Annotated in this window: 15 protein-coding genes and 1 pseudogene; 5 read left to right on the top strand and 11 right to left on the bottom strand. The window is 58.7% G+C overall.

Going from position 1 to position 14516, the window contains the following annotated elements; genetic code table 11:
• Positions 1-91 precede the first annotated feature (91 nt).
• On the top strand, positions 92-778 hold the full coding sequence (locus ACXAGA_RS07170; protein ID WP_475116790.1) for a helix-turn-helix transcriptional regulator: 687 nt from the start codon (positions 92-94) through the stop codon (positions 776-778).
• A gap of 150 nt (positions 779-928) precedes the next feature.
• Here the strand turns inward: ACXAGA_RS07170 and ACXAGA_RS07165 are convergent.
• A pseudogene (locus ACXAGA_RS07165) lies at positions 929-1597 on the bottom strand (IS3 family transposase); the annotation flags it as partial.
• A gap of 492 nt (positions 1598-2089) precedes the next feature.
• On the opposite strand from ACXAGA_RS07165, the gene ACXAGA_RS07160 reads away from it, so the two are divergent.
• Positions 2090-2740, top strand: coding sequence for a DUF1007 family protein (locus ACXAGA_RS07160; RefSeq protein WP_475116789.1), 651 nt, complete (start codon positions 2090-2092; stop codon positions 2738-2740).
• Positions 2731-3609, top strand: a complete 879-nt coding sequence (locus ACXAGA_RS07155) for a nickel/cobalt transporter (RefSeq protein WP_475116788.1) — start codon at positions 2731-2733, stop codon at positions 3607-3609. The genes ACXAGA_RS07160 and ACXAGA_RS07155 overlap by 10 nt, the downstream gene beginning before the upstream one ends.
• A 136-nt stretch (positions 3610-3745) precedes the next feature.
• Here the strand turns inward: ACXAGA_RS07155 and ACXAGA_RS07150 are convergent, their stop codons facing one another.
• Genes ACXAGA_RS07150 through ACXAGA_RS07115 form a run of 8 tightly spaced genes read right to left on the bottom strand, consistent with a single transcriptional unit; the run spans position 3746 to position 10760 of the window.
• Positions 3746-4624: a DMT family transporter gene (locus ACXAGA_RS07150; protein WP_475116787.1), complete on the bottom strand. Its 879-nt coding sequence runs from the start codon at positions 4622-4624 to the stop codon at positions 3746-3748.
• Positions 4621-5415, bottom strand: a complete 795-nt coding sequence (locus ACXAGA_RS07145) for an ABC transporter permease (protein ID WP_475116786.1) — start codon at positions 5413-5415, stop codon at positions 4621-4623. The genes ACXAGA_RS07150 and ACXAGA_RS07145 overlap by 4 nt, the downstream gene beginning before the upstream one ends.
• Positions 5408-6346: an ABC transporter permease gene (locus ACXAGA_RS07140; RefSeq protein ID WP_475116785.1), complete on the bottom strand. Its 939-nt coding sequence runs from the start codon at positions 6344-6346 to the stop codon at positions 5408-5410. Before ACXAGA_RS07140 ends, ACXAGA_RS07145 begins: the two co-directional genes overlap by 8 nt.
• Positions 6343-7068, bottom strand: a complete 726-nt coding sequence (locus ACXAGA_RS07135; RefSeq protein ID WP_475116784.1) for an ABC transporter ATP-binding protein — start codon at positions 7066-7068, stop codon at positions 6343-6345. The genes ACXAGA_RS07140 and ACXAGA_RS07135 overlap by 4 nt, the downstream gene beginning before the upstream one ends.
• On the bottom strand, positions 7062-7745 hold the full coding sequence (locus ACXAGA_RS07130; RefSeq protein ID WP_475116783.1) for an ATP-binding cassette domain-containing protein: 684 nt from the start codon (positions 7743-7745) through the stop codon (positions 7062-7064). The genes ACXAGA_RS07135 and ACXAGA_RS07130 overlap by 7 nt, the downstream gene beginning before the upstream one ends.
• Positions 7742-9265, bottom strand: a complete 1524-nt coding sequence (locus ACXAGA_RS07125; protein ID WP_475116782.1) for an ABC transporter substrate-binding protein — start codon at positions 9263-9265, stop codon at positions 7742-7744. The genes ACXAGA_RS07130 and ACXAGA_RS07125 overlap by 4 nt, the downstream gene beginning before the upstream one ends.
• Positions 9266-9276: 11 nt before the next feature.
• On the bottom strand, positions 9277-9549 hold the full coding sequence (locus ACXAGA_RS07120) for a DUF6525 family protein (protein WP_475116781.1): 273 nt from the start codon (positions 9547-9549) through the stop codon (positions 9277-9279).
• On the bottom strand, positions 9546-10760 hold the full coding sequence (locus tag ACXAGA_RS07115; RefSeq protein ID WP_475116780.1) for a GTP-binding protein: 1215 nt from the start codon (positions 10758-10760) through the stop codon (positions 9546-9548). Before ACXAGA_RS07115 ends, ACXAGA_RS07120 begins: the two co-directional genes overlap by 4 nt.
• A 105-nt stretch (positions 10761-10865) precedes the next feature.
• Between ACXAGA_RS07115 and ACXAGA_RS07110 the strand changes: the two genes are divergently transcribed.
• Positions 10866-11297 carry an Rrf2 family transcriptional regulator gene (locus ACXAGA_RS07110; RefSeq protein ID WP_475116778.1) on the top strand — a complete coding sequence of 144 codons (432 nt, stop codon included), beginning with the start codon at positions 10866-10868 and terminating at the stop codon, positions 11295-11297.
• Between the two features lie 554 nt (positions 11298-11851).
• On the opposite strand, the gene ACXAGA_RS07105 is transcribed toward ACXAGA_RS07110, so the two are convergent.
• Both ACXAGA_RS07105 and ACXAGA_RS07100 read right to left on the bottom strand, forming a co-directional pair.
• Entirely contained in the window at positions 11852-12238 is a 387-nt protein-coding gene (locus tag ACXAGA_RS07105) for a carboxymuconolactone decarboxylase family protein (protein WP_475116777.1), read from the bottom strand.
• On the bottom strand, positions 12235-13215 hold the full coding sequence (locus tag ACXAGA_RS07100) for an aldo/keto reductase (protein WP_475116776.1): 981 nt from the start codon (positions 13213-13215) through the stop codon (positions 12235-12237). Before ACXAGA_RS07100 ends, ACXAGA_RS07105 begins: the two co-directional genes overlap by 4 nt.
• Before the next feature lie 89 nt (positions 13216-13304).
• Between ACXAGA_RS07100 and ACXAGA_RS07095 the strand changes: the two genes are divergently transcribed.
• Positions 13305-14222 (top strand): LysR family transcriptional regulator, encoded by a 918-nt coding sequence (locus ACXAGA_RS07095; protein ID WP_475116774.1) that lies wholly within the window; start codon positions 13305-13307, stop codon positions 14220-14222.
• Positions 14223-14516: the final 294 nt, after the last annotated feature.

Below are 14516 nucleotides of genomic sequence, written 5' to 3'. Positions count from 1 at the left end.
GGTCTTTCCTTTGAATAGTTGCTGAAAATCTTCATAAGGATGTACAACTGTCAGTTCCCGACAGTTACCTTGTGCCATCATCAGAATTGTCATGCCGAAATCCGATCGCCTCTTTCGCCTTCTTCACGCCATGCGGGTTATGCCCCCGCCCACCACTGCACGCGCTCTGGCAGAAGAAACTGAGGTTTCGCTCCGTACCCTCTATCGCGACATCGAAAGTCTGCGCGCAGCAGGGGCCCAGATCGACGGTGAGCGCGGCTATGGATATCGGCTCGTCGAAGACTACGCCTTGCCGCCACAGACCCTGAATCGGGATGAGATCGAAGCGCTGGTTCTTGGCATGGCTGAGGTCAAACACATGGGAGATCCAACCCTGGCCGAGGCCGCAACCTCGGTCCTTGCCAAGGTTGCGGCCACATTGCCAGACGACCGCGAAAGACAGTTGTTTCATGCTGCGTCGAAAGTCTATCGCCCGAACGTGCGTATGTCCGTCAAGGTCGATATGGATGTGATCCGAGAAGCTTGCTGGAAAGAGCACGCTTTGGAAGTATCATACGAGGATCAATCCAATGCGGCCACCAAGCGCACGATCTATCCCCTCTCGATAATGTACACGGAACGCACTCTGACTGTTCTTGCTTGGTGCTGTCTGCGAGAAGACTTCCGCATGTTTCGGGGGGACCGCATTATTACCGTCAGTACAGGGACGGCGAGCTTTCGGCCACGCCGAGCCGCATTGCTGAGTGAGTATCTGGATCGACTGAACTCGGCTCACTAGAACTCGATACCGACACACCTGACCGACACGTGGCAAATAGTTTACAAATTTGGGCTTCACATAAAAGTTCGCGTTGATGCAAAGAGAAGTAAGAAGCGTTCATTGGCATAAATGGACCTGTCACGCTTTGGTGCCGCTCCTGTTACTCATTTATGCAGCCTTTGCTTCGAAGGCCAAGGGACTTTTCCAGCCTATGGCTGAATGCCTTCGACGCGGATTGTAGAAGCTATTGATGTATTCAAAGATGGCGATCTCTGCGTCGCGGCGTGTGCGCCAGGAGCGTTGCCACAGCAACTCAGCCTTGATGGTTTTGAAGAAGGTTTCGACCGCTGCGTTGTCGTAGCAGTTCCCAGTCCCACTCAGCGACGCCTGGAGCCCATGCTGGCGCAGGATTTTCTGGTCGTCGTGCGAACAGTATTGGCTGCCACGGTCGGTGTGATGGATGCAGCCCTTTGGCGGTCGCCGCAAGGCAGTAGCCATGTTCAAGGCCCGGATCGCCAGATCCCGCTTCATTCGGTTCGACACGGCCCAACCGATCACGCGCCTTGAATGCAAATCGAGGATGACAGCAAGGTAGAGCCATCCTTCGCGGGTCCAGACATGGCTGATATCGCCTGCCCATTTCTGATTGGGCGCATCCGCATGAAAGTCGCGTTTCAATAGATTGGGCGCGACATTGAAGGCATGATTGCTATCTGTCTTTGCCTTGAACTTCTTGTTCCGCTTCACCTCAATGCCATTTTCACTCATCAGCCTGCCGACACGGCGGTGCCCAACTTCAAGGCCCAGTTCCTTGAGTTCCTCTGTCATGCGTCGACGCTCAAACTCTGGCACAGCCGTTCGACAGGCAGCATGTCTGTGTTCTTAGCGATGAAAGCAAACCTCATTTACTTCGCTCCGCAAAGAACTGGGTGGCCTTTTTTAACACCTCCCTCTCCTCTCGAAGCATGCGGTTCTCTTTGCGCAGCGCCGCGACCTCACGTTCCAGATCAGATTGGGCCGAAGGCTTCTCAGGATTGCGCTGATCCTGCTGGATCCAACGGCTCAGCGTCGAGAAGCCGACGCCAAAATCCGCTGCGACCTGCTTACGCGCGAAATTCTGGGGTTAGTTGTTGTGCCATGACGTTTCTCTTTTGTGGCAAAATACCAAGTCAAAGAAGCGGAACAATTCCGTGACAGGTCCAGGTCTGGCGAAACACGTCTATTGCTTGTCCTTGACCCGATCTCCGATCCGGAAGCGGAACGCGTTGTCTACGATCACAGCATCCACTAAACCATTGGATAAGTGAGAAGCCCAGGAGCATGCGAAGCTTGAAACTCAAAGCACTCCCGTTAGCGCTGAAGATTTGTTTGGCCGCTCTCGCACCCACTGCGGGCGCGCATCCGCATGTCTTTGTAGATGGCGGCGTCGACTTTGTGTTTAGCGAAGAGACAATGCTCTCGGCTTTAGAAGTCACATGGCTCTACGATGAATTTGAAACGCTCTACATCTTGTCTTCCCATGGCATGTCGATGAATGCGAACGGCACATTGGACGAAGCGGACCGGCAAGAGCTCATCCGCCAAAGAAATGATTGGCCCGACGATTTCGACGGATCCGCGCATTTGTCCATGGGCGGCTCTCATATCCCGCTTAAGTGGCCTAAGGGCTTGGATGCCCAACTTATCGACGGTCGGCTGCAATTCACGTTTACCCGAGACCTGTTGTCGCCAATTGATCTCAATCAAGGGGTCGCCGAAGTAGCGTTCTATGAATCCACTTACTTCTTTTCGTTTTCGATCACGCAGCCTTCTAAAATAGTTGGAACTGAGGCTTGTGCCGCGAAAACCAACTCCTTTGTACCGGACCCGCAAGACTCGGCTCTCCAAGCGACTCTCGCAAAACTAAGCCGAGAAGAAACGTCAAACATCGCTCAGGTCGGCGCACTCTTCGCTGACAGAATTGAGGTAACATGCGGCTAGCTATTGTCGTCGGGCTTGCCGTGGCCTTCGCCCTTGCCCTCTATTTTGTCTTGGACTTCAGCGGGGTCACCCTTTGGGCCGCTGAAACGCAACGCGGGTTTCAAAATCAAATGGCCGCAGCCGTGCGTGCGCTCCAAGCTGGCGAAACAGGCGCATATGTTGCCTTACTCGGCGCAACGGGAGCCTATGGATTTGTCCATGCTTTGGGCCCCGGTCATGGCAAGTACCTTGTCGGGGGCGTGGGACTAGGGACATCCGTTTCAACACTCCGCCTTTTGGGGTTGGCCGTGGCATCAAGCCTAGCGCAAGCCATTTGGGCGATCATTTTGGTCTATGGTGGTTTCTTCCTCTTAGAGGTGAGCGCGTCTCAGCTTACCGATCTTGCTCAAGACGTGCTGGCGCCGTTCAGCTATCTTGCCATCGCTTGCATCGGTGTCGCGATTGCTTGGCGTGGAATCCGGTCTTTAAGGAAGGCGAAAGCAAACCATGACCATTCGCATGGCGACTGCGGCTGCCATAGTCATGGCCCCACTCCGGAAGAAGCGGCGTCCATAAGCTCCGTTCGAGAGGCTGTGGCGCTAATCCTAAGTATCGCAATCAGACCCTGCACCGGCGCGATCTTTCTCTTAGTGATCGCTTGGCAGATGGATATAAAGATTGCCGGTATCGCAGCCGTGGTCGTCATGGGATTTGGAACCGCAGGCCTTACCGGTCTCGTCGCAATATCGAGCACATTCGGTCGGCGACTGACTTCAGTGGCGACTTTGCAAGCTAATGGTGGCCTGAACGACGTTATGCCAGCCCTGCAAATTTTTGCTGGCGCATTGATCTTCTTACTAAGTATGGGCCTACTTGGTTTCGTGAATTGATCGTCATAAAGCAGTTGGCATCCAGAATGGAATGATCGGTGCGGGGTAGCAACACAGAACTGGACATTGGAGTGATATGACTAACATCTCGTCGGAAGGCGCTTGGTTTTAGACAAGCGTGAATTCCGGCAACTAATCACTTCCGCTTCTCCGCTGCTGCAACCGCTGCGCCCGCCAGGATAAGCGGGGCTGCCAGAATGAGGCTCGCGGATAAGCCCAGGCGGAAAATGAACAGATCGGCCATGAGGGGCCACAGCAAGGCCACATACTCAAACGGGGCGAGCCGGGACGCTTCGGCATAGCGGAATGCCAAGGTCATTGCGATATGTGCAAAACCTCCAAAGAGGCCCGAAAGAATCAGAAACCATAGCGTTTGCCCATCTGGCGTGATCCACCCCCATGGCAGTGTCGCGATACCGCCGATCATTGAGGCCAGCACGAAGTAGAGCGCAATCGCGCCCGGGCTTTCGGTCTTGTTGAGGCTACGGACCATGATAAGGGCGAGCGCCGCTAGAGCGGCTGCGCCCAGCCCGATGAGGTAACCGGAGAGACGGAGGCCTTCTTGTCCGGGGGCCGTCAATTCGGGCCAGACAAGGACAAGAACGCCCGCAAAGCCAAGAATGAGGCCCCAGACCCGCCATTTCGTGAGGCGTTCTGACAACATTGCAGCGGCGCCAAGCGCCATCAGCATCGGTGAAAGCTGCGAGATCAAGATGGCCTCGGCCAAATTGAGCCGCGCGACAGCGGCGAAAGAGCCAAACAGGGCAAGCGTCCCGAAACTCGCTCGTAGAAAATGCGCCCCCGGCTTTCTCGTCGCCATGCCGCCTGGAAACTCCCCCCGCACCCAGAGGAAAATCACCAGCGGGATGATGGCAAAGAGCGAGCGGAAGAAGACGATCTGGCCCAGCGGGACTTCTTCGCTGACGGCCTTCACGCTAACGAACATACCTGCAAACAGGACGCCCGATAGAAGACGCAAGCTGATCCCGAAACCGGGGCGGTCTACGGCGGTCATTCTCTAGTCTCTTCTTGCGCTAGTGCATCGCGCAAAGCATCGCCGGTTAGGTTGATGGCAAGCACGCAGATGACAACGGCCAGTCCCGGCCAGATCATTTGCAGCGGGGTGGAGCGCAGATGAACCCGTGCATCAAGCAGCATGGATCCCCACTCCGGATTGGGCGGCTGCACACCGAAGCCAAGAAACCCAAGGGCGGAGATGCCAAGGATGGCGCGGGCAAACATGCCGGTCCAGACAACAGTCAACGATGGGACCAATGAGGGCAGATAGTGCCAACGCGCGATGGCCCAGCCGGGCATTCCGGCCAGTTTTGCTTGCACCACATAGCCGCGGCTTTGCACCGACAGGCCGATGCCCCGCGCCACGCGAGCGAAGCGCATCCAGCCTGTGACGCTGAGGGCAAAGATCAGGCTCCATGTTCCAGCGCCCATCAGCCCGGCGATGACGATAGCCGCGACCAGTTCAGGAAAGGCTAGGAACGTGTCCGTTGTCCGCATCATGATCCAATCGGCAAGTTTCCCGCCAAGGGCCGCGACAAGCCCTATCGTGGTGCCAATCACAAGGCTGATGACCGAGATCAGAAAGGCCAGTCCGAGTGACCAGCGCGCCCCGTGCAAAAGGCGGGACAGGATATCGCGGCCAAGTGCATCGGTGCCCAGCAGAAACTCCGCGCTTGGGTCCGAGAGCCGCTTGGGGATGTTGATGGCCGTGGGATCATAGGGTGCAAGCATCGGGCCCAGACCGGCAAGCAAAACAAACACGGTGACAAGGATCAGAACGCTACGCATCGCTCTCTCCGATCCTTGGGTCGATGACCCGGTAAATCAGGTCGATGATCAGATTCACCGTCACGAAGACCAGCGCCGTCAGCACGACCATCGCCTGGACACGGGCGAAATCCCGCGCCATGATCGCCTCGACCAGAAAGGTACCAAGGCCGGGTCTGCCGAAGATCACTTCGACCAGCACAAGCCCTTCGAGCAAGAACGCCAGTTCCAGACCAAACACCGTGATAACGGGAATGGCCGCGTGTGGTGCAATGTGGTCACGTCCCACCGAACGATCTGGTACACCCCGCCGTCGGAATGCCGGCAGGAACGGTTGGCCACGTGCTTCCAGTATTCCTGAGCGGATGATGCGGGTCAGCGATGCTGCGACTCCGAGACCCAAGGTCAGGGCTGGCAGAATCGCGTGGGCAGGCGTGGCTGCACCGAGGGCGGGAAGCCACGCTAGCTTTACAGCGAAGATCAGGATCAGGATCAGGCCAAGCCAATAGGACGGGATCGCATTGCCCAGCGATCCAATGCCAACAGCGAGGCGGTCCAGCCAGCCTCCGGGACGTTTCGTAGCGACAATGGCGAGCGTGATAGAGATTGCCAGCCCCAGCCCAAGCGCCGCAAAGGCCAGCGGAAAGGTATAGCTGATCGCAGCCCAGAGGTCAGGGCCAACGGGGCGGCCGGTAACGGCGGAATGGCCAAGGTCAAGCGTCAGCAGCGGGCCAAGCCATGCCCCAAACGCCGGCCAAAAGGACTGGTTCAGGCCGACCTCCGCTCGGACCTGGTCAATCACGTCTTCGGTCAGCAAAGCATCAAACCGCGCCATCGCAATAGCTTGCGCCGGATCGCCCGGTGCGTTCCATAGCAGTGCAAAGGTCAACAAGGCCGTGCCCGATAGCACCACGACCGCCCGCAGCAACAACCCACCAATGATCTTGATCATGCTGCTGCCTCTAGCCCGCCGAGCGCGATCGCGGCATCTCGCAAAGCACGGCAGTAGTCGGATCGCGGGTTCATCGCGAAGGTTTCGGCATCTGCGATTTCTTCAACGCGCCCTGCCTTGAGAACCGCAATCTGATCGCCATGTGCGACCGCATAGCCAAGATCATGGGTCACAATCAACGCGGCAAAACCTTCCTCTTTCTGAAGATCAGAGATGAGACGGGCCGTATGCTTTTGCGTGACCGCATCCAACGCCGACAGAGGTTCATCAAACAGGATCAGCGGTGGCGATGCGATCAACGCGCGTAGGATACCGGCACGCTGCGCCTGCCCGATGGACACTTCGTTCGGGCGGCGATCCAACAGATCCAGTGGCAGTTCCAGACCTGCGCAAAGCCGGTCCAACCGCCCCTCTGCCAGCGTGCTTCCCCGCGCGACCACGGGCTCCATGATCGAACGGCGCAGGCTGAGGACTGGGTTAAAAGCCGCACGCGGTTCTTGCATCACTAGCGCGGGGCGGATGGAGCGCATTGGTGCGCCGTTCCACAAAATCTGCCCTTCCGTTGGCTTCAAGAGTCCAAGGATCGCAGCAATTAAGGTAGACTTGCCCGCGCCGCTTTCGCCAACCACGGCAAGGGTTTCGCCGGGCTGCACACTAAGGGAAATGTCGTGCAAAATGACGCACCTGCCGCGTTGAACAAAGACGTTGCGAGCCGTCAACATGGCAGCGCCATCCAGTTGCGATGAGCTGATAGGGATATTGCCGCTTTCGTCTGTGGTCGCTCCAATATTTCTTCGGTCGAGCCTTGTTCCACAAGGTGCCCCGCCTCCATCACCATCAGTCTATCCACCCGGCGGGCCGCCAGCCCAAGGTCATGGGTTATCAGGATCATCGCTGTTTCTTTCCCTGCCAGAAAGGTACTCAAAAGCTCCATCGTCGCGGCTGCCACAACCGGGTCCAGCGCGGAGGTTGGTTCATCCAAGACAATCAAATCCGGGTTCCCGATCAGCGCCATCGCGATGACAAACCGCTGCTGCATACCACGGCTCCAGCCCCAAGGGCGCTTGCGCAAGTCGCCGCCTTTGATGCTGAGCGCGTAGAACAATCCCGCCTGATCTGCAGAGCCGGGGGTAAGCCCCAAGGCGACCTCCGCCTCCCGCCAGTGAAACGCCATGGACCGCAGCGGGTCGAGCGCCTCTTCCGGGCTCTGCGGCACATGTGCGACGCTATGGCCTTGACCGCGCAAGTCGTCGATCAGCGCGTGACCCAGCGTCGATTTTCCGGATCCAGAACTGCCAACGAGGCCAATGCGACCTCGCCGATCGATCTCAAGCGATGTGGGGTGAAGGATGGTCCGGCCCGAGCGCACAGCGCTTAGGCCAGTAACGCTCAACGTCATTCGGCCAACTTCGTCTCATGTGTGACCCAGTAGGTCTCGGCTGGATGAACCTGATAGCCGCTGAGACCCGCAACACCAACATTGGTCTGGCTGACATGGAAGACGGGGATCATCGCCGCCTCTGCAGCGATGATCTGTTGGACCTCGTCGTAGATTGCTTTGCGTGCATCATGCTCGAACGTTAGGCGACCTTGCGTAAGCAATTCGTCCATCCGCGCATTTGCGTAACCGCCGGAGTTCGAACCGCCGTCGGACTTCAGCAGTGTTTCAAGAACCGCACCAGGGTCGCCCTGCGGCGTGGTCACCCATGCCTGCAGGAACAGGTCCGCTTCTCCTGCTGCAATCGCATCGTTGCTGGCACCCCATTCACCAACGGTGATGTTGGTCTTCACGCCGATAGCGGATAGAAAGGCCTGCGTCAGCTCGGCCGTGGGTGGCAATGCCGCGCGCGAGGAATAGGTCACAATGTCGATTTCCAAGGGCTCGCCGTCCAGCATCCATGTATTGCCCACTTTGACCGCTCCGGCCTCCGCCAGCAGCTCTTCGGCTTTTGTCGGATCATAGGTCGCAGGGATATCTGCGGCCCAGCTTTTGCCCTCTGGGTACACCGTGCCCGCAGGAACTCCGCCGACGCCGGACAATGCCGCCTGAACGATGCCGTCGCGGTCAATGGCGTAGGACACGGCCTGACGGATCAGAGGGTCGGCCATCGGCCCGCTTTGGGCGTTGACTGTGTAGAAATAGAGCCGCGCAGTCGGGGCCGAAAAACCCTGAGCGCCGGTTTCCTGGATACGGTCAAAGTCGGTTTCGGGGTAGTTGATTACCAAATCGACTTCGCCGGCTTCAAAGGCCAGGGCGGCGGTGGCAGGGTTGTTTGCAACAACCACGCGAACCTCTTCCAGACCCGGGGTGCCAAGGCGATAGTCTGCATTCGCCTCAACGCGATAAAGCTGCTCTGGCACCGCTTCCTTGAACACAAATGGCCCTGTCGCATTGATCGGGAAGGCTTCAGAAGGTGCGCCTAGAACGGCAATCGCGGGCTCGGACAGTGTCCAGGGGAAGGCTGCGTTCGGGCTGTTGGTCTCGAACACCACAACGGTGTCCCCATCCGCCTGCATGCCTGCCAGATCAAGCAGTTTGGCGACCCGAGCATTGTGACCCGGATGCCCTTCCTCGGAAATCGGCGCGATAGCGTCGATAACCGTCTGCGCGGTCACAGGCGATCCATCATGGAACGTCACACCGTCGCGCAATGTGACGCGCCACGTCGTTGGCGAGGATTGCTCTATCCCCTCAGCCAGACGCGGATAAAGGTTCATGTCATAGTCGATGCCCATCAGCGTCTCGGTCACGCCGGTTTGGTTCGACATCCAGCCGTTATAGCTGGCGCGCGGGTCTGGCACCTCGGCGGTGGGGCCAAACCCGATGGAGATCGTCAGGCTGCCCTCTTGAGCGGTCGCGGGAATGGCTGTGCTGAGTACAAGCGCTGCGGCACAAGCCATGCGACTGATGTATGACATGAATTTATCCTTCAAGAGAGTGAACTGAGTTTGAAAGCAATAGATTTCCGATCCCGCGCAAGGGTGCGCATCTCGGCTTGGTTGAGCGCCAAAAGCGTTTCGTCTTCTGACAGGCCCTTGGCCCGAGATTTGGACCATATCTTGCGGACGGAGGCGGGTGACCACGGCAGCGCAGCCTGAGCCACCCATTGGCGAGCCGGCGCGGGCAGACCGTCGAATGCCTCCATAGGATCACCGCTGCGGCGTTTGCTGCGCAGGCTTGTCTGGCCAAGGTTTCCGCTCATGCTGCGTCCGGTGCGCGGCGCCAGCCGGGGAATGGGTCCGGCATATCCAGCGGCAGGGCGTCTGGGCCAGCGGCCAAAACCGCAGGAACAAGGCAGGCATCCAGCTTTGCTTTCAACGCAGGCCAGTCGATACCAGCGCCGATGAACACCAGTTCTTGCCGCCGATCGCCCCAAGGTTCCACCCAATGCTGTTGCATGTACGCTTGCGCAGATGCGTGATCCGGCCAGCGCTCCTTCGGGACGGAGGCCCACCACGTGCCGATCGGTTTCACACTGGACAACGACCCTGCCAGCGAAAACTCGGCGACCCACTCAGGCCGCGTGGCGATCCAGAAGTGACCCTTGGAACGGATCACACCGGGCATGTCACCGTTCAGAACGGCGAGGATTTTCTCGGGGATAAAGGGCTGACGTGCGCGGTACACATGCGAGGTCACGCCGTATTCTTCGGTCTCGGGCACATGATCGGCGAAGCCATACAGCTCCTTGGCCCACATCGGATGCTCATGCGCTTTGTCGAAATCAAAAAGCCCTGTGTCGAGGATCTTTTCGGCGGCGACCTCGGAATGGTTCGTTTCGATGATCTCAGCATCTGCGTTCAAGCTGCGAATGATCTTGCGGGCCGCATCAACTTGACCCGGGGTTGCATCATCGACCTTGTTCAGGATGACAACATCGGCAAATTCCATCTGATCCGTCAACAAATGAACCAGCGTGCGTTCATCTTCTTCACCGAGCGACTCACCCCGGTCCGCAAGGAAGTCATGGCTGGAGAAGTCCTTTAGCAGGTTCACCGCATCAACAACTGTCACCATTGTATCCAAGCGGGACACGTCAGACAGGCTGTTGCCAAATTCGTCACGGAAATCGAACGTAGCGGCAACTGGAAGAGGTTCAGAAATCCCGGTGCTCTCAATCAGCAGATAATCAAAACGCCCCTCAGCAGCGAGGCGGCGGACTTCGTCCAGAAGGTCATCACGCAAGGTGCAGCAGATGCAGCCATTGGACATTTCAACAAGGGTCTCATCCGTCCGGCTCAACTCGGTATCCGCACGCACAAGGTCTGCGTCGATGTTCACCTCTGACATATCATTGACGATGACAGCGACCCGCCGCCCCTCGCGATTGTTCAGCACACGGTTAAGGAGCGTCGTTTTGCCCGCGCCCAAAAAGCCGGAAAGAACCGTGACGGGCAAGCGATTGTCTGACATAGGGATTCTCCAAAATAGGGGTGAATAGTCACGCAACTTACGAAGTTACTGGAAATATGCAACAGCAATTGTTACGTATGGTCCAGCCCAAGAAAGAACGAGCAAATGAAGCGAAACAGCCGGTTGTCCCTAGCGCTCCACACCCTCAGCCATATGGCCGGTGAACCGGGCCGCATGCGCACGTCATCAGACATTGCTGAACATGCGGGCACAAACCCCGTCGTGGTGCGCCGCGTGCTTGGCAAGTTGCGAGAAGCAGGTTTGCTGACATCAGAAAAGGGCCACGCAGGGGGCTGGCAACTGGCGAAACCCGCAAGCAGCATAACACTAGCAGACATTTATCTGGCGCTCGACGAGCGCCTCGTCTCAGGAGGCAGCAAAGACGCCGAACCGTCACACTGCATTGTCGAAACGGGCCTGCAAGCCCGTGTGAGTGAAGTATTAGATGAAATCGAAACCAGTCTCGTGGCACGGCTAGCCGAGACCACGATCGCAGATGTGCACCCAAGCTCGTGCAGCTACTGCGGAGCTGATTGATAAAAGACCAATCGGGCAGTCCATAGGTCAACGGCCCAAATTCAATGGCCGCTTCCGCGAAAAGACTTGGACATTTCGCCTTCGTAGCGAATGCCTGTAATCCCAACCATGCTATTCGACGCCGTACAAGCATAGCGCGTACAGCAGCCATTGGGTCCAAAACTACGGTTGGCAGGTTTGTCCCGCCCAGCCGACCTTCGCCCGCGAAAATGCCGCGCGATGCACGAATGGCGGCTTCGACGACGGTGCGTTGCAGCATTGAAGTACGCTTCAAACGGCGGCTCTGAGCCATTCTTGTCAGTGGGACCAGGCCCAAACCCCAACGATGTTGCGAAGCGGCTAACGGCAGGAGAGAGCCCACAGTACACAATGCTGCAGTATGCACGAACAGCCTCTTTAAGCAGTCCCTAGACCAATAGCGCGATAGCGGCGATGCCTAAGAGGACCTGCACGCCAGTCTGGAACGCCTTTGCGCTCAGTTTTTTCAAGAATAGTCTGCGGCGAAGCTGCCGTTCGCTACATGATCCACTAATGACCGCGATGCGGATTTCCGGTCAGCCTGTCCCAGCGTCTTCAAACGCCTTCTTGGCAGCCGTGATTGCGTTCATGCAAGCAGGTACGCCGGCATAGACGGAGACCTGCAGGACGACCTCGGCGATTTCCTCCCGGCTTACACCGGCATTCATTGCCGCGCGCATGTGGAACTCGAGCTGCCCCTGCGCGGTGCCCATGGCTGCGAGCATCGCGACCGTCAGCATCTCGCGCGTCTTGAGGTCGAGCCCGTCACGGCCGACGATGTCCGCGAAGGCGTATCCAAGGACGAGTTCTGCCGTGTCTGGGTGGAACGCGTCGAGATTGCCTTGCACCTTTTCCGGCGCTCCAGGCTCAAGAGTGTCGAGAAGGGAAAGCGCGCGGGTCAGACGATCGGTTGTGCGTCTCATGCGTCCACCCCTTTCATGCCTTCCGCGGTGTAGCGCGAACCCGAGACCGGCCGCTCTGCGAGGCCAGCATTGATTTCTGCCAGATCGGCTTCCGAGAGCGCAATCTCCGCGGCTCCGACGTTATCGCGCAGGTATTTCGACTGCTTCGTACCGGGGATCGGGACAATGTCCTTGCCCTGCGCAAGAAGCCAGGCGAGCGCCAATTGCGCAGGTGTGCAGCCCTTCCGCTCCGCCATCCCTGCGACCAGATCGGCGATCCGGCGGTTTGCCTGCGCCGCGTCGTCCTGGAACCGAGGCAGCGAGGCACGGAAGTCCCCCTCCTCAAATTGTCCGTCCTGAAAACGCCCTGTCAGGAAGCCACGACCGAGCGGAGAATAGGGCACGAACCCGATGCCCAGTTCGCGGCACGTGGGCAAGACCTCGGTTTCCGGTCCGCGGGACCAAAGGGAGTATTCCGTCTGAACCGCTGTCACCGGATGCACGGCATGCGCGCGTCGGAGCGTCTCGGCGCTGACCTCGCACAGACCAATCCGCGCGATCTTGCCCTCGTCGACCAAGCGCGCGAGCCCCTCCATGGTCTCTTCGATTGGTCGATCCTGTTCGACCCGGTGAACGTAGTAGAGGTCGATCCGCTCGACGCCGAGGCGTCGTAGCGAGCCCTCGCACGCCTGCCGGGCATAGTCCGGCCCGTTGTCCAGACTGCGCCGATATTCGCCCGGCGCGCGGACGATTCCGAACTTTGTTGCGACCTTCATGGATGCCGATGTCTCGGTCAGGAAACGGCCGATTAGCTCCTCGTTGTGATGCGGGCCGTACATGTCCGCGGTGTCGAGAAAATCGACCCCGAGCTCGGCCGCCGCGTGAAGGACGCGCATGGATCTGTCGTCGTCGCGCGGTCCGTAGAACTCGCTCATCCCCATGCAGCCAAGGCCGAGCGGCGAAACCGTGAGGTCTGTGCCGAGTGTCCGATGTTTCATGTCTTTCTCCTGTCTTGTATGATTGACAAGAAGGTGGCATTTCCGAATGTGTTGGTGAATAGCCGGAAATGGGAAGCGGAATTCCGATAATGGAAAGACAAAACACTGAACGGCAAGACATCGTTTGGGACGACGTGCCCGTGTTCCTCGCCGTCGCCCGGTCGGGCTCGCTCAGCGGCGCGGCCTCGGCAATTTGCATCGGGCTGGCGACTGTTTCACGGCGGATCGAGCGCCTGGAAGCCTGTCTTGGGCGCCCGCTTTTTCTGCGGCACCATACGGGGTACCGGCTGACCGAAGAAGGCGCGGCTTTGGTCGAACGCGCCGAGGAGATGGAAGCCGCAGCACGGGCCTTCAGCTCAGGCCTGCCGGAAGAACCAGAAGTATCGGGAACCGTTCGCCTTGCCACGGCCGAGAACCTCGCGACCGCGCTGATATTGCCTGCGCTGCCGCGCCTGCGCCGCGCCCATCCACGGCTGACGCTGGAAATCGCGACCGACATCGCCACCGTGAACCTGCACCGCCGTGACGCGGACATCGCGCTGCGCATGACCAAGCCCGACCGCGGGCATGTCTCGGTGCAGCGTATCGGAACGCTTGGATACGGCCTCTATGTCGCGCAGTCGTACTTGGAAGGCCGCGCCGGAGGTCCTAAAGTCGACCTCGAGCGTGACGAATTCATCGCTTGGGCCGAGGGATATGGCCACCTTCCCGCCGCCCAATGGATCGAGCGTGCCCTTCGCGGTCGGGCGCCTGCGGTCGTGACCACATCACTTGCAACCCAAGTGGCGGGCTGTGCCTCGGGCTTGGGCCTCGCCGTGTTACCGCATTTGCTGGCGCGGCCGCGGGACCTGGTTTGTCTCGACTGCGATCTGGGCATCGACCAGCCAATCTGGCTCGTGACGCAAACCGATCTGGCGTCCTCCCGCCGAGTGCAGGCCGTCGCGACCTTCCTGCGCGAGGTCGTGTCGGAACACCGGGGCGCTCTTATCAAAGCAGGCGTCTCCTGAACCGAAATATAAGGCCCGGCAGCCGTGGCCGGACGATCCGGGAAGTGGCCGTTCATCCCAATTGCAGTGCTGGGGTCAGAGTGGGCTCCGAGCCTACATATGGCAGCGTGGCATGGACAAGCCCTTCGCCAACGCTGGCGCGTTTTCGCTTCCGGCCCAATCCGGACCTTCGACCTGTCCACAAGATGCTGCGGTAGCAGTCCGCTTTGCAGTCATACGCTGCGCTGTGCGTCAAACCGGAAGGCCAGACGACAGCCGCGATGGTAGACGGAGCGGTAAAGACCTAGAGATTTG

This window comes from Marivivens sp. ABH4_498 (assembly GCF_056160585.1).
This window is presented reverse-complemented; position numbering and strand designations above follow the sequence as displayed.

Bases quoted from the DNA above. Each gene is read 5' to 3' on its own strand.
- ACXAGA_RS07170 (WP_475116790.1), top strand. From the start codon at position 92: ATGCCGAAATCCGATCGCCTCTTTCGCCTTCTTCACGCCATGCGGGTT.
- ACXAGA_RS07155 (WP_475116788.1), top strand. From the start codon at position 2,731: ATGCGGCTAGCTATTGTCGTCGGGCTTGCCGTGGCCTTCGCCCTTGCC.
- ACXAGA_RS07150 (WP_475116787.1), bottom strand. From the start codon at position 4,624: ATGACCGCCGTAGACCGCCCCGGTTTCGGGATCAGCTTGCGTCTTCTA.
- ACXAGA_RS07145 (WP_475116786.1), bottom strand. From the start codon at position 5,415: ATGCGTAGCGTTCTGATCCTTGTCACCGTGTTTGTTTTGCTTGCCGGT.
- ACXAGA_RS07140 (WP_475116785.1), bottom strand. From the start codon at position 6,346: ATGATCAAGATCATTGGTGGGTTGTTGCTGCGGGCGGTCGTGGTGCTA.
- ACXAGA_RS07135 (WP_475116784.1), bottom strand. From the start codon at position 7,068: ATGTTGACGGCTCGCAACGTCTTTGTTCAACGCGGCAGGTGCGTCATT.
- ACXAGA_RS07130 (WP_475116783.1), bottom strand. From the start codon at position 7,745: ATGACGTTGAGCGTTACTGGCCTAAGCGCTGTGCGCTCGGGCCGGACC.
- ACXAGA_RS07125 (WP_475116782.1), bottom strand. From the start codon at position 9,265: ATGTCATACATCAGTCGCATGGCTTGTGCCGCAGCGCTTGTACTCAGC.
- ACXAGA_RS07120 (WP_475116781.1), bottom strand. From the start codon at position 9,549: ATGAGCGGAAACCTTGGCCAGACAAGCCTGCGCAGCAAACGCCGCAGC.
- ACXAGA_RS07115 (WP_475116780.1), bottom strand. From the start codon at position 10,760: ATGTCAGACAATCGCTTGCCCGTCACGGTTCTTTCCGGCTTTTTGGGC.
- ACXAGA_RS07110 (WP_475116778.1), top strand. From the start codon at position 10,866: ATGAAGCGAAACAGCCGGTTGTCCCTAGCGCTCCACACCCTCAGCCAT.
- ACXAGA_RS07105 (WP_475116777.1), bottom strand. From the start codon at position 12,238: ATGAGACGCACAACCGATCGTCTGACCCGCGCGCTTTCCCTTCTCGAC.
- ACXAGA_RS07100 (WP_475116776.1), bottom strand. From the start codon at position 13,215: ATGAAACATCGGACACTCGGCACAGACCTCACGGTTTCGCCGCTCGGC.
- ACXAGA_RS07095 (WP_475116774.1), top strand. From the start codon at position 13,305: ATGGAAAGACAAAACACTGAACGGCAAGACATCGTTTGGGACGACGTG.